Raw genomic sequence first — 14,859 nt, 5'->3', positions numbered from 1 at the left:
ACTCCTCAACATTTCCCCCTCATCCCCTAACCCCAACTCCGGTCCCCTCGTTCCCCCCTACCCCCCTCGTTCCCCCTGCTACAAGAGGGGGGAGGACAGAGGATGCGAGAGCTTTTGTTGCATGGGGGAGGACAGAGGATGCGAGAGCTTTTGTTGCATGGGGGAGGACAGAGGATGCGAGAGCTTTTGTTGCACGGGGGAGGACAGAGGATGCGAGAGCTTTTGTTGCAGGGGTGAGGGGTTGAGCTTAAGTTGACACGGGTGTTGGAGACCAAACCCCTACGGGGTGTCTTCAAATTTATAACCAACACCGATAACCGTTTTAACAAAGGTCGGATTACTGGAGTCCGGTTCTATTTTTTTCCGCAATCGGGCGACATGGGTATCAACCACCCGTTCATCGCCAAAAAAGTCATTCCCCCACAGTTTATCAATCAGTTGAGTACGATTCCAAACTCGACCGGGTTGACTGATAAAGGTTGCCAACAGATTAAATTCTAACGTGGTTAAATCCAGGGGTTCTGATTCCCCAGAATCGAGTTGGCGACTAGCCGTATGCTGATCCACATCCACAGTAAAATGTTGGGTACGGTAGACAAGGGACTGTCCGCCATGACGCAAACTACGCCGCAATAGCGCCCGGACTCTAGCCACCAGTTCGGTAGGGCTAAAGGGTTTGACGAGGTAATCATCAGCACCTGTTGATAGCCCAATCACGCGGTCAATTTCCTCTCCCTTCGCCGTCAGCATTAGAATATACGGGTCTTTGGGTCCCGGTTTTTGGCGAATTCGGGCGCAAACTTCCAATCCATCCAATCCCGGTAGCATTAAGTCGAGAATAATCACATCCGGTTGCTGGGTTTGGAAGGCTTGCAAGGCGGCTAATCCATCGCGATAGGAGTAGCAGGTGAATCCTTCCCGTTCTAGGGTAAGTTGGATGAGTTTGGCGATTTCCGCTTCGTCTTCAACGATTAAAATATCCATACAGGAACTCTGGCGACTGGACGTCACAGCTACACAAACTTTCGTCCGCCTGTGCGGACTGAATTATAAAGGGGGTAGTCAATCCGGGTTTGGTATTAGACGCCGCATTGGGGATGGCTTTTGCCTGTGCTTGTTTCTACGATACCTCATCCCCATTCATCAGACGACAGCGAGGAAGCCCAACACTACTGCAAGGGATATAAGTTATCATATTGAGTTGGTCTTTGTGGAATAGGGAATAGGGAACAGGGAACAGGGAACAGGGAACAGCAAACCCTAAGTAAAGGGCGACCCGACCCCATTGAATGGACTGGTGTTGTTAATTAGGTCAAGCGGGTCGCCCCTACAGGGGAATATAAATGTTGATTTCATCCGTTGCGGATGCGATCGCTAATTTAGATCGAATAGCATGCTCCTTAATCATTATGAAATTGCCAAAACCTTTGATATACCGTAGGGTGGGCATTGCCCACCAGCATACCAGGAGCGTGACATTCAATTTAGATCCCCAACCTTCAAGAAGTCGAGGATCGGGTAGGGGAATAGATTACAAGCCCAATTTCTCTAAAACAGGTCGTGTCGAGACAATATGCTTACTCAATCCCAACTCCTTGGGTGGAATACCGAGCGCCAAAGCCACCAATTGCGGTAAATGTAACACAGGTAATCCCAGCTTACGCTCAATTACCTTTTCCACTTCCGGTTGACGAGAGTCAAGATTCAGGTGGCACAATGGGCAAGGTGTTACCATACAATCTGCCCCGGCGTCAATAGCTTCTTGGATATTTTTCCCCGCCATTTGGAAGGATTGCTCAGTCGCATAACTAGCAATGGGCCAACCACAACATTGGGTTCGTCCGCGATAATAGACCGGAGTTGCGCCAACGGAGCGGAATACATTTTCCATCGATTCGGGGTGAAACGGGTTGTCATAGGGGATTGTGGTTTGTCCTCGGAGCAAATAACAGCCATAGAAGGCGGCACATTTTAACCCGCTTAGCTTTCGGGTGACCCGTTCTTGTAAGGCGTCTAGTCCATAATCGGTGACTAACGCCCACAGCAAGTGCTTGACTTCGCTATTCCCTTTATAAGGAGAACAGCCCTCTTTTTTCAGTAAGCCATTAATTTGATCGACATAGCCCGGATCACTCTGTTGAAAGTCCTTCAAGCGTTCATCCACATGACCAATAACCCCCTGACAGGTACTGCAATGGGTTAACAGGGGGAGAGCCAGTTCCTCCGCCAAGGCAATATTACGGGCATTTACAGTATCTTCCAGCAATCGGGAATCTTCCTTAAATGTGCCAGAACCGCAACAGGAAGCTTTTTTCAGTTCAATCAGTTCAATGCCCAAGGCTTGAGTCAGGGCGGCGGTGGATTGGTACAATTCTCGGCAAGCGCCTTGGGCGACACAACCGGGGAAGTAAGCGTATTTTAAGGTTTGAGATGGCATAGCAGTTAATCTGGATGTCAGGATCAATTATCCCATCGCTAATCCTAATGGGGTCAACGAGAGTAGGTCGGGTTGAGGGACGTAGGTTCTCGCCTTCTCGAAAGAGTAACCCAACGTCATCGTTAGCCTGTTGGGTAACGCTTACGCTCTACCCAACCGACTGGAACGTTATATACTGTCCCTAACATGCTCCCGTTGAGTAAAGGGCGACCCGAGCCAATTGAGTGAATACAGTCGTTGATTGGTGCAAGCGGGTCGCCCCTACACGAACAATGGCACTGAAATAAGTCTTTGAGATTGCCTCCACCCTTGATATACCGTAGGGTGGGCACTGCCCACCATCCTTAATCAGGGTGCGATTCGACTGAGGACAATGATTGGATTGTGCCAACATTAACCTACGGTGACAAAACGCCGCCTAGTCTACGATTAGATCTTCACATTTCTTCCTCTTCCCCTTCTTCGACGAAAATACGCTCTATATCCCGTCTCCCATAAAGCACACGCACCACCTCAATTCCATTCGTCAAGGGAAAGTAAAAAATCAGATAGTCCCTAAATGGAAAACTCCGCAGTTCTGGTAACAACTCGTCACGAATACGCCCAATATAAGGATTTTGGGCAAGGGTCTCCAATTTGGCATAAAGCTTTCTCAGAAAATCTGCTGCCTGCTCTTGACTACTATGTTCTTCGAGATAGTCCCAAATAGCATCTAAATCTGTCTGAGCAAGAGGACGCTTGAAAATCTCGCTCATACACCTTGCTCTGTGCTTCGACGTTCAATACTTCGTGCTTGACCTCGACGGATCACGTCTTCAATGTCAAGTGGTGTGGCTTCTCCGCTCTCAACTCCTTGACGGATTTCTGTCTGTAATGCTTTGAGCTTAACGTTCTCTAATTCCGCTTCGAGTTCCTTGAGGCGATTTTGCAGATGCTGGAAACTGAGGGCATCTTGGACAATCACAGCCGCCTCACCGTTTATTGTCAGTACCATTGGTGCTTTCGTCTCTCGGATGCGTTCTATATAGTTACTGGCGTTGCGCTTAAAATCAGTGAGTGAGTGGATATCTTGAAGGTTAACCATGGAATAGACCTAAATTAAAATCCCGATTAAGACTCTAATTAGATGCTACAAGTTTCCTGATTGGTCGTCAATGGGACATCTAAGCTAGGATTGGCGATCGCACCATCTGGGGAGAACCAGACAACACCCTTGTCAGAGCTGCTATCGTAGCCTACGGGTGGTTATACCAAGTTGCGTTCTATCATGTCTAGGACGAGCGAAGCGAAGAATCTGGACAGATGCGCGAGCGTCACGGAGCCTGCCCTCGAACGAAGTGAAGGGTTTCACTGCGTTTTGCTCAGCATGACAGATTCTACATTAGACTGCAACTTGGTATTAGGCTCCGCGATCGCGCTTGGAGATAAATTTCAGCGATCGCGAGATGATGGATTGAGCCTGGAATCACCCATCTGATTATGTGAGTTAGATACCCGACTTCTTAGGAGTTGTCGGGTATCTGGTAGGGGCGACATTTTAAACGATCGCACTTGTCGCCTGGAGATACATTTCCGCGATCGCAAGTCCTATCAGTACCCCGACTAAACTGAACCAATTCCCCAGAGTGCCGAGAGTGGTGATTAATAAGACAATGATACTGGTGGCAATCAGGTAGGTGAGAGCGACTTGGCGATGAGTCCAACCGGATTGTTGAAGCCGCTGGTAAATGTGGCTACGATGCCCTTTAAAGATGTTTTCCTGGCGGATCAGGCGACGGATTAGGGTGTAGATGGCATCAGCGGTGAGTGGGAGTGTCACGGCGAGAGCAGACCAGGCTTGTACGGGGTTATGGCTGTTGAGCAGGGCGATGGCGACACTGGCTCCCAAGACGGTGCTACCTGCATCGCCCATAAAGATTTTCGCGGGAGACCAATTCCACCAGAGAAAACCGAGGAGGGCGGCGACAAGCAGCCAGAATAGGGGTTGGTTGAGGTAAAGTGCTAGAAATGCCATCTGGAGGGCGGTGACGCTGGCAACTAGACCATCTAAACCATCCATGAAGTTGTAGAAATTAATTAGGGCGGTGATGCCAATTAGGGTGAGTGCGATCGCGAGCATTTGACCGACTATACCGAAGTTAGGGAGCCAGGGTAGGGGGAAGGAACCGAAACACGCGATCGCGAGGCTGGCGACGGACAGATGCACTAGGTAGCGTATTCTCGCCGGAAGCCCTTGGCGGTCATCAATGATACCAATGATGGCTAGGGGAGTGAGGATCAGCCACAGGAAGGTTGGGTTGGGGTTAATTTGGGGGTGGGATAGGAGTTGAGGGAAAGAACTGGCGAATAGAGTGGCAATTAAACTCGTTATCGCAAACGCCAGGATGAAACCCAAGCCACCACCACGGGGAGTGGGTTGGGTATGGGAACTGCGATCGTTGGGGATGTCCAGTAAGTGGTTGCTGAAGCGTCGTTTAATGAGATTAGTCAGGAGGATACTCGCCAGAAAACTGGCAGCCGCAAGAACAGTTAACATGCTTGTCTATTACACTTCTCACACACACATCTTTTACTATATGACCTATTCGTTTCCGGTGAGTTCCGTGACAGAGGTGCATCAGCGCAAGGTTTTTGAGAGCCCTTCATCAACGGTGTAGGGAGGTTGCCAGTTGAGGGTGTTTCGGATGTGGCTGCTGTCAACGATTAGGGAACCTAGCAGGCGGTCAATGGTTGAACTATTGAGCGGTAGGGGGCGTTTAGCGAATTGCTCGATGGTATAGCAGTAGACACATCGATTAGGACAAGTAGAGACGTTCCGGCGGAACGTCTCTACCAAATGATGTGTCCTAACCGCTATGGCGGTTGCTATATCTCCTAGATGACCTGCTAGTTTGAGGAATTTTACTCAGATGATTGATTCGCTCTCAGCAACGCGACTTCTTGAGCAATTCCTTCTGTAAAGCTTCTGGGTGAATAGTTAAAGTCTGCTTTAGCTGTCTTATAGTCAAACACTTTGTCTTCATTTAATCGTAAGACCTGCTCCTGACTTACGGGCATTTTTAGACCTATAGAATTCGCCATTTGGATTAGATTGAGAAATAAATTGATAGGTATGTGCCAAAGAATCGGTTTTTTACCTAGGGCATAACCCGCAATCTGAACCACATCGTTATAACTCAGGACTTGTCCGCCGGAAATATTGTAATCTTGACGATGGGTTTTCGGCTGATTGAGAACTTCACAAATTGCCCAAGCCACGTCTTCAACGTGAACGGGCTGCTGTAAAGATTTTCCGGAACCGGGGATTGGGATCAGGAGCGATCGCTCAATTAAACGCATTAATCGAATCATGTTCCGATCTTCGGGTGTGCCATAAATCATGGTTGGACGCAAAATCGTGTAGTCCAAATCACTCTCCCGAATCGCTTTCTCAGCTGTTTTACGCACCACTTTGCTCTTGGCGTTCAGTTGCGTAAAAATTGCTGTCGTACTAACAAAAATTGCCCGTTTTACTCCCGATTCTTGGCAAGCCTTAACAATATTGGGGGCAGCACCAAATCCGATAGATGCGACATTAATTAAGGTATGATACCCAGGAAAAACCCGACGCAGTGATTCTATATCATTGAGATCGCCTTCGACTAATCTCAGGTGGTACCGTTTTAGTTTTTCTGTCTTAGCCGTGGGTCTAACTAAGCAATCAAACTCAATACCTCGCTGGAGCAATTGCTGACAAACAAAGCCTCCGGTAAATCCAGTCGCACCAGTTAGTAAGATATCCGCACACATAAATCCTCCTGGATTAACTGCCATAGTTTTGCAGCAACTTTGGTGCGGGAGTAGGTTGAACGAATCAAATCCTGACCCCGTTGACCCATGGCTTGCCGTTCCGATAATGGTATCTGAGCCAGTTGCCGCATTGCCTCGGCTAAACCTTTGGCATCTTCGGGTGCTGCGGTGAAGCCCAGCCGATACTTTTCCACCTCTTGATTCACTGTCCCGCCAACCGCCACTATCACTGGCTTACCTGCCGCATAAGCATCATAGAGTTTATTGGGGCTGACACCATAGTGAAAGAGGGGAATATCTTTGAGCGTTAGAATTAGACCATCAGCCGCTTTTAGGAGTTGAGGCATTTCCCCTTTCGGGATTGCGGGTCTAAATTCTAGACATTCAATGCCAGAAGCTTGTTCGATGAGCTGGGATTTTTCCGGACCATCACCGACTAATAAAATTTGAAATATCTGGGGATGGCTTTGGTGAAGTAATCGCGCCGCTTCAACGATAGTATCGAGGGAATTCGCCGTACCGTGCGCCCCAGTATACATCAGGCAAATTCGCTCTGGATCAATGTGGTAATCAGCTTTGGCTACTTCAACAGGTATTTCCAGCTTAAACTGTTCAACATCAGGACCATTCGGTAGCCAATTGACCTGGATAGCACCATGCTTGGTTATGTAATCGACTAATCCCGCCGCCAGAACAATCACGCGATCGCTCTTTTGATACAGTAGGTGTTCAATCCTCGCCAAAACACGCACCATCAGACTATTGGGTGACTTACCCCCAAGCTCAATCAGGACTTGGGGCCAGAGATCGCGTACCTCCAAGTAAAACCTGGCTCTCCGTAATTTTGCTAGTATCCAAGCGGTGAAGGCGGCTAATAGTTGCGGTGATGAGCCAATAATCAAGTCTGGCTTCGGTTTAAACAAACCGATAATTAATAAGGTTAGGCAAAATGACAACATATTTAAATAGCGTCGCCAGTTATTGGCTTGATAGGCAGCCGCATAGAGCCAATTCCATTGCAAACCGTTTAAGGTTTCCCGATGCCATAATTGAGGAAATTTTAGTTTTAAGTACTGTCGTTGGGTCAAGTTGTAATCGGAGGCAAACACATTCACCTGACAGCCTTGTTTGACTAAAAATTGACCGAGTTCATACTGTCTGATATGACCCGGTACGTCTAGAGTATTGGCAAATTGATTAATAATCCAAATTTTATGGGTCATTGGTCATTGGTTACATCCATTACAAAATCCGTTGCTCAATCAGGTTTGTAGTTGCGCTGTCTTCGCCATAAACACTCGCATTGCTCACTACAAACCCTTAAATCGAATGGCTGACTTAAGGCTGGTGGGCAATGCCCACCCTACGGTATATCAAGGGTGGAGGCGATTCAAAAATGCACGCTTTTCAGTGCCATTCACTCTAAGACAACTAAATTACGTGGCTGGAAGTGCCATGTCAGGATTTCTCCATTTTCAAACTGAAGTTTTCCTTGTTGATTGTGCCACGTCCAGGTCATCTTCGGTCGAGAATCAAGCGTCAGAACCAGACAGAAAATCTTGCCCTTAGGGAGTAATGAGCCTTTAATTTGTAGGTATCCGCGAGGATAGCGCCGTCCAAATTCAGGAGCATACCAGGATTCAGAGGTATCTGCATCCAACCATTTCACCTCATCGTCGGCTGTTAAACCGAGACATTGAATATACAAGCAGGTTGTCTTTAACTCGCAAGCATACACCTGTGTTTCTGGCTCATAAATCAGATGTAAACCAGGAGCAAAGTGAAGCCTTGAGGTATACTCAGTTGCAAGGGCAGTTTCTAGGCGATCCAGGATAACAATTGCTTTGGTTTCCAGACCCACCCAGCGCTGATGCCAAGCCTTGAGAGGGGGATTAGCATAGCCGTTGTGAGCCGCACTGACCCACTGCCATTCCTGGAACGTGCCAGATTGAACATTGTTAGGTTGAGCTTTGCGACCAACCCGGAAACTTCCCCAGATTTCAGATTGGTTTTGATTCGCGATCGCAACTGTATTATGAGCTAAGGTACTGCGCTCGTAAGACCGAATCGTACCACTGCTGTATTCACTCGTACCCGTATCCACAATCACGGGTTGACCTTTGCAGTACAAGTCGATGGTTAAACAATCCGCATGAGCGTGCGGGGGAAGTTCAGAGGGACAGGGTGGGGCGCAGTCGAAGGTTAGTTCTATACCCGTGGCATTTCGTAGGATATAGTAGCCAGAATCAGTCAGCAGGCTGCTTGTTGTTACACTCGTTTGGGTGAGGATAGATGCGGCTTGGCACGTACCACTTGCCTGAAGTAAGCGCTCATGCAAAGCATCAGTCGCATCGGTGGAAGGCTGTGCCAAAAGCTGGCGCACCCAACTGACGACCTCATCTAGGGGATTAGCAATATCGTAAGCCGCATCATTCCACAGGGGAAAGAGTCCACTGGACAAGCGGATAGTTTCGGCAAATTGCAGCATCCGGTGCAGGGGTTCATTAATGGTGTCTGGTATCGACCAACCCGCATTCTGTAAGCAGGCGACTGTTTCAGCCACGAGGTTGAGAACGATGAGATGATACATGGGGCTACGTTCGTAATGTCCCCCATCGGGTAGAATTTGGATGGCTAGTTGTTGTGCCAGTTGATCGAGTGTCAAGCGGACGATGGATTCAGCCTTAGGACAATCAAAGTTTAACCCCCCAATAATCAATCCTCTCAGATTTTCCAACAGATGATTGCCCCCAGCAAAATACTCCTTGTGGCGATGGAGATAGTTAACCTGAAACCACACAGAAGTAATAATTTCTGGCTTAGCTAGAGTGGGGATGGCTCTAGTGGCAAATGTCCAGTTGACAATTCGCAAAGATGTGGTATATGGATGCCAGCCGTCAAATGAACAGAGGGGATTGGCTGCAATCCAGTTGTCGATGAAGTGCTTAAGCTGACTCAGGCTAGCGCCATCGACTTGCCCCTGTTGATATCCTCTCGTCAAAACCTCACGCACCCAGTCAAAATAGTGGAGGTTAAATTGCCACAGGCGCGGATAGTCTGGGCTATTCCAAGGGATAGGAAAGGCGAGTTGGCGTGATTGATTGAGGAAGGTGAAGGTATAGGTGGCTTCAGGGGGGGCAAAATGCTGGGGGATTTTTGGGAATTCTAACGCCTTAAGATAGCCTTGACGTAAAGGAGGTGTGGGAATTGGGTTCCCTAAAGCTAGGGAACGGCGCAGGGATAGTGGCAGATGGGGAAGCGATCGCGCTTTAATTTCAAATTGTACCCGTGCGGCTAGTTGACGCGGGGGAATATCGCGAATTGTCCGCCACCAACGACCTAGGTTCAATGTCTCGCCGCCTCCGCAATTTCAAAGCTAACCCGCGTGACTTCAACGAATTCTTCAAAGGGAATGGGTGCGGCTTGACCCGATTCAATGGCATTGATAAAAGCGGCGGCACAAGCTGTATTGCCTTTATCCTGTCGCCACAAGTTCATCGAGTTAAATCCAGAAAAACCATAGCCTTTTAACTTGCGGAAGTTATCGAGTTGGAGAATACGACCCGCACAAAAGATTTCTAATCGCTCTTTGGGAAATGATTTGTGACCATTGGCTAAATAGTGTACCGTACCCAGGGAACCATCGGCAAAACTCAGGGTAAAGCTGACTTTATCCTCTCGCAGTTCGACGCCACCTAAGCTGGTGGTTTGAACCGAGACAATTGGGGAATCTGCCAGAAATCTTAGCAGGTCGATAAAGTGGCAGGCTTCACCAATAATCCGCCCCCCGCCAATCGCCGCGTCTTGAGTCCAGTGGTTTGGGGGAATTGCTCCCGCATTCACCGTCATGATCATGGCTTTCGCTTCTTTGAGGTTAGCGAGGAGGGCTTTGATTTTCTGAATTTGGGGGGCAAAGCGACGATTGAAGCCCACCATGAGTAGGGGTGACGTGCCAGAATTGAGGATTGAGGTATAAGTGGATTGGATCGCGTCAAGTTGGTCAGGCGCGATCGCGAGAGGCTTTTCCACGAAGACATATTTCCCAGCATTGAGAGCTTTACAGACATAATCGGCGTGGCTATCGTGGCGGGTGGCAATCACCAAGGTGTTGATTTCTGGGTCATTCAGTAGACTATCTGGATCGGTTGTAGCGAGACCAAAACCAAATTTGCGACCCGCATAGACACCACTGATACCCCCTGTGGTGGCTACAGCTTTTAGGGTAGCGTTGGTTTGTTTGAAAGCGGGGATTAAAATTCGAGTGGCGTAATTGCCCGCACCAATGAAACCAAGAACTGGCTGATGGGGGATAGGGGCTTTTGTGTGACTCTCAGACGGGAATGCCTTTGTCTGTGTATGTTCCTGTTCAAGCTGAATCGTTGGGTTGAGCAGGTCATTGGGCTGCTGAGGATCGGGGTATTCTAGGATAATGCCCAGATACGGTTCACTACTGTTCAGGAGTTGGTAAGCGGCGGGGGCTTGCTCCAGGGGGAAGCGATGGGAGATCAGGGGAGCTACGTCTAATCTGCCTGTCGCCAACATATCGAGGACGGCTTCAAAATTTCGTTGTGCTGTCCAGCGGACAAATCCGAGGGGGTAGTCTTGACCCTCCGCTTCGTAAGCTGGGTCATAGCGACCGGGACCATAGGAGCAGGATACTTGAAAGGATAGCTCTTTTTCGTAAAAATCTGCCCGTGACAGTTCTAAGCCAACAACACCGACTAATACGATTCGTCCTCGCTTGCGGCACATTTGGGCGGCTTGGTGAACGGGTTCGTTGCTTTTGGTGGCGGCGGTAATTAAAACACCATCAATCCCTCGTCCCTGAGACAAGGAAGCAGCGGCAGAAATTGGGTCTTCGTCACGGGAAAGATCTACGGTTTGGGCGCCAAATTTTCGAGCCAGGTCAAGCTTTTTCGGGTCAAAGTCAATCCCCAAGACACGACAACCTTGGGCTTGGAGGAGTTGGACGGTGATTAAACCAATTAAACCCAGTCCGGTGACGACGAACGTCTCGCCCAATGTGGGTTGGGCAAGACGAATCCCCTGGAGTGCGATCGCGCCAAGTACGGTAAAGGCGGCGGCTTCGTCGGTGACTGGATCGGGAATCTTGGCACAGAGGTTTTTCGGGACACAGACGACTTCAGCATGGGAACCGTTGGAGATGATGCGATCGCCAACACTAAACTCTTCAACCCCAGCGCCAACGTCCAGAACGACTCCGGCGTTAGCGTAACCCATGGGTAAGGGTTGGTCGAGTTTACTTTGTACTGCTTCTAAAGTGGGGATTACGCCATCTGTCCTCATTTTGTCCAGCACCAGGCGAACTCTTTCCGGTTGCTGGCGGGCTTTATCCAGGAGGTTAGCTTGGGCGAACTCCACTAACATTCGTTCCGTACCAGCGGAAACTAAGCTGCTACGAGTACAGATCAGTAGATGACCTGATTTCACGCTTGGACAAGGAATCTCTACGATTTCTGTAATACCGCTACTCAGGGATTGAAGGATTTGTTTCATACAATCTTTGCTGATTCAGTTGTTCGGTTAGCTGATTTTCCAGGGTCATTAGTAGTCCAGCAGAAACGTTTACTGACTGTAGCGAATCCCCTGGTTCATCGGCAACTATTTTGCGTCCAATTTTTTGATACATCAATTTATAGCTTTGCATTTTGTTGATTTTCGCTCGTCGGATAATTCGGTCTTTTCCTTCTGCTAGATACGCTGAACCGTTAATCATCTTAATTGTCACATCGTTTGCTCGGAGTTCAATATAGTCTTGGACGCCAATACGTTCACTGCCTATATCAGTTAAAACCATTGTCAATAAAGCCCCGTTTTCTAATTCTACCGAGCAGTTAATTGTCCCATCTTTAGCAATCACCAAATTCGATGAGCTTACTTGACAAAAATTGTTCAGATAGAGAAAATGATCAATCCAATGGCAGCCGTTTGAAACCAAGCGACTCTTGGAATTTTGCCATTGATACCAGTGAAGTTCGGGTAGAGGTACTTCATAAACAATACAGTGGTAATTAATAGATTCATCTCTATCTATTTTCAAATCTGAAATAGCGAGTTCATTAAATGGTAAATACCGTTTATGAAAACAAGAAAATAGCTGTCCCTTTGAATTTTGCATTGCCCTGATGAGTTCAGCCAACTGAGTGTTACTCACAACAATAGGCTTTTCTACGACAGCATAGGCATTTCGCTGCAAAGCTTGGATAGCTAGCGGCGTATGGGTATGGTGAAATCCGGCAATTAAAAACACGTCATAATCTTCATCATCTCGGCAGCTTGGAGATGTGTCCCATTTTCTGACAAGATTTTCTTGAAGTGAAATCTGTGTGGGATCAATTTCATGTATACAGTCAATTGACAGATAGGATTTTAAATTAGGCAGAATGATTGTCTTAGCGTAATTGCCATAGCCAAACAGAACTGCATTCTTCCGGTCTAGAGGACGCTTGGCTAAAGAGTACTCTTTAACCTCTGTAATTCGACTTGGTTCAGGGACTTGTAGTATAAGCGCTTTGTGCCAATCCGTAAAACGGATGGATTCCAAAACATTTTTCATCAAGGTAGCACTTGTGCGATAGGATAAAACTCTACCTGAATAAAAACTCCAACCCCGTATATTTACCCACCATAAATTTACGACCAATTCTTGCGTAAATACAGGTTGATACAGAATAGTACTTGCTGATAGAGCTGGAAGATCAGACTGATCCACTTTAATGAGAAATTCTGAAGGCAGGACTACTCGTTCCAAGCAGGGTGAATGTCTTGGTGCTAGAAAAGCAACAATTTGTCCCATAGGAAACTTTTGTGCATCTGCGGATTCGAGTATACGACCCAAGCCGCAAGAGATATATTTTTGATTGCGGTATTGTTCTTGACTGCGGGATACTATTTTTCGCCAGAGTTCTACTAAACCAATTTCACGCCAATAATTCCAGAGCAGCCTTAAGCTTTTGGGACGAATAAAATACAGATTATCGAGCTTATCTAAGTTTTTCCATGCAAGGACTTGGATACGATATTCCTCTGGATGGCGATGCTCGTCTAAGAAGTCATCTCTCCATTTTATTCCTACTAAAACTCTCAATTATTTTCCTCCTTTTCAGGGGTATACCAAATAGCAAAAGCAAACATCCCGTTGAGTTGAGAAAGCATCGCTTCGCCATCCCGGATATACAAGTTGAGTAGCACTTCTGTATCGGTTTGACTCTTGAATTTGTACCCCGTTGCCACTAAATCTGCTCTTAACTCTCGGTAGTTAAAGATTTCCCCATTGAACACAATCATCGCTGTTTCAGTCGTATCGCACATCGGCTGATGACCAACGGGAGACAAATCAATGATCGAGAGTAGGCGATGAGCTAGACCGATGCCAGCGTCATCAGATCCCCGATGGGCGATCACCCTGTTCATCATCTTGAGAAGAGAATGATTAAAATTCCCTGAAAAACCAGCTATTCTACACACTTATAACAGCTCTTGATAAGATTTATAGACTCCTTCGATCAGTTCTTTATCTAGACTCTCTACAGAGCATTGCAACAATCTTCTATACTTATCTACTTCTTCATTTGTTAATGTCATAGTCTTTTCAAGTAATTTGGCTAAATCCTGACTGTTTCCTTTGGTAAAAATCAAAGGATAATCAGGAATAATTTCTTGAAATAAATCGATATCACTAACAATAACAGCACCCCCATGTCTGGCACATGCCATTAATAACGCACTGTGACAATAGTCTAGATAAGGCAAGACAACAAATTTGGCTTTTTGAATTAAAATAACGAATTCTTCGCTACTTAGATATTTGTCAATCACCTGACAATTGTTTATTTCTCTTATTTTTGACTTTTGGGGCTTAACATTAGCTGGCCACTTCCCAGCAATTACTAATTGACTTTGAGTACTTGCTTTAGACTTATTCCAAGCGTCCAAAAGAACTTCGATACCTTTGGAAAATCTGACAATTCCTAAAAACAAGAAAAAACTACTTTCAATTTTGTATTTATCATGGATTAATTCTTTATAATAATTTATTTTAGTTGATGATAGTATAGGTTCATAAGAACTATAGGGGTAAGGATGTTGAATAATTTTTTCAGCATTTTTCTCACCAATCTGTTGTAAAAGTAATTGTTTAGCAAAATCGCTATGCACAACTAGCTTTTCTGCCTCCTCTAATATCTTTAACCTTCTGGGATTCAGCGCTTGATCATGGGCAATAACATCATGACAGGTCACATAGATTGGGATTCTTATAACTTTAAAGGCTTGATATAAAATATATGTTACCTTAAAATCATCTATTAGGTGTAGGTTAACCTTTGGTCTAAATAACAAAGCTGCGATAAAAATAATTGTGTAGGCTAATATTAATTCACAACCCCGTATAGTTTTAATAACAAAATTACGTTTCTCTGTGAAATCAGTCATCGGGAAAAATAATTTTATTACTTGCCAGCTTTTAAACGGGTAATTGCAACTTACAAAAGCCCAAGAATTTAATTCTTTTTCTTTAAAAGCCAACTGTAGCGCATCAATATAAGCACCTGATGTGCCTCTAGTACCGTAGTATATATGCCACAACTTTGTCATTCTTTTACTCTCTTATC

12 protein-coding genes are annotated in these 14,859 nt (G+C 46.5%); all 12 read right to left on the bottom strand.

Annotated features, from left to right (window positions below; genetic code table 11):
- Positions 1-279: 279 nt before the first annotated feature.
- Entirely contained in the window at positions 280-984 is a 705-nt protein-coding gene (locus RIG27_RS14210; RefSeq protein WP_446346119.1) for a response regulator, read from the bottom strand.
- 547 nt (positions 985-1,531) lie between these two features.
- Positions 1,532-2,437 carry a CoB--CoM heterodisulfide reductase iron-sulfur subunit B family protein gene (locus RIG27_RS14205; RefSeq protein WP_446346113.1) on the bottom strand — a complete coding sequence of 302 codons (906 nt, stop codon included), beginning with the start codon at positions 2,435-2,437 and terminating at the stop codon, positions 1,532-1,534.
- 437 nt (positions 2,438-2,874) lie between these two features.
- A complete protein-coding gene (locus tag RIG27_RS14200) occupies positions 2,875-3,192 on the bottom strand; it encodes a type II toxin-antitoxin system RelE/ParE family toxin (RefSeq protein ID WP_446346111.1) in 318 nt (105 codons plus the stop codon).
- The gene (locus RIG27_RS14195) at positions 3,189-3,521 is read right to left on the bottom strand and encodes a type II toxin-antitoxin system Phd/YefM family antitoxin (RefSeq protein ID WP_446346109.1); all 333 of its coding nucleotides are present in this window, start codon (positions 3,519-3,521) and stop codon (positions 3,189-3,191) included. Before RIG27_RS14195 ends, RIG27_RS14200 begins: the two co-directional genes overlap by 4 nt.
- Positions 3,522-3,974: 453 nt before the next feature.
- Positions 3,975-4,973: an MraY family glycosyltransferase gene (locus RIG27_RS14190; protein WP_446346107.1), complete on the bottom strand. Its 999-nt coding sequence runs from the start codon at positions 4,971-4,973 to the stop codon at positions 3,975-3,977.
- Between the two features lie 365 nt (positions 4,974-5,338).
- A complete protein-coding gene (locus tag RIG27_RS14185) occupies positions 5,339-6,250 on the bottom strand; it encodes an SDR family oxidoreductase (protein ID WP_446346105.1) in 912 nt (303 codons plus the stop codon).
- Entirely contained in the window at positions 6,205-7,449 is a 1,245-nt protein-coding gene (locus tag RIG27_RS14180) for a glycosyltransferase family 4 protein (RefSeq protein ID WP_446346103.1), read from the bottom strand. Before RIG27_RS14180 ends, RIG27_RS14185 begins: the two co-directional genes overlap by 46 nt.
- A 194-nt stretch (positions 7,450-7,643) precedes the next feature.
- Positions 7,644-9,575, bottom strand: a complete 1,932-nt coding sequence (locus RIG27_RS14175; RefSeq protein ID WP_446346101.1) for a heparinase II/III domain-containing protein — start codon at positions 9,573-9,575, stop codon at positions 7,644-7,646.
- Positions 9,572-11,743: a bi-domain-containing oxidoreductase gene (locus RIG27_RS14170; RefSeq protein ID WP_446346098.1), complete on the bottom strand. Its 2,172-nt coding sequence runs from the start codon at positions 11,741-11,743 to the stop codon at positions 9,572-9,574. Before RIG27_RS14170 ends, RIG27_RS14175 begins: the two co-directional genes overlap by 4 nt.
- A complete protein-coding gene (locus RIG27_RS14165; protein ID WP_446346096.1) occupies positions 11,715-13,334 on the bottom strand; it encodes a Gfo/Idh/MocA family oxidoreductase in 1,620 nt (539 codons plus the stop codon). The genes RIG27_RS14170 and RIG27_RS14165 overlap by 29 nt, the downstream gene beginning before the upstream one ends.
- Positions 13,331-13,663, bottom strand: a complete 333-nt coding sequence (locus tag RIG27_RS14160) for a hypothetical protein (RefSeq protein WP_446346094.1) — start codon at positions 13,661-13,663, stop codon at positions 13,331-13,333. Before RIG27_RS14160 ends, RIG27_RS14165 begins: the two co-directional genes overlap by 4 nt.
- Before the next feature lie 51 nt (positions 13,664-13,714).
- Positions 13,715-14,842 carry a glycosyltransferase gene (locus RIG27_RS14155; protein ID WP_446346092.1) on the bottom strand — a complete coding sequence of 376 codons (1,128 nt, stop codon included), beginning with the start codon at positions 14,840-14,842 and terminating at the stop codon, positions 13,715-13,717.
- Positions 14,843-14,859 lie beyond the last annotated feature (17 nt).

It is taken from the genome of Coleofasciculus sp. F4-SAH-05, from assembly GCF_040222985.1.
Classification (GTDB): domain Bacteria; phylum Cyanobacteriota; class Cyanobacteriia; order Cyanobacteriales; family Coleofasciculaceae; genus Coleofasciculus; species Coleofasciculus chthonoplastes.
This window is presented reverse-complemented; position numbering and strand designations above follow the sequence as displayed.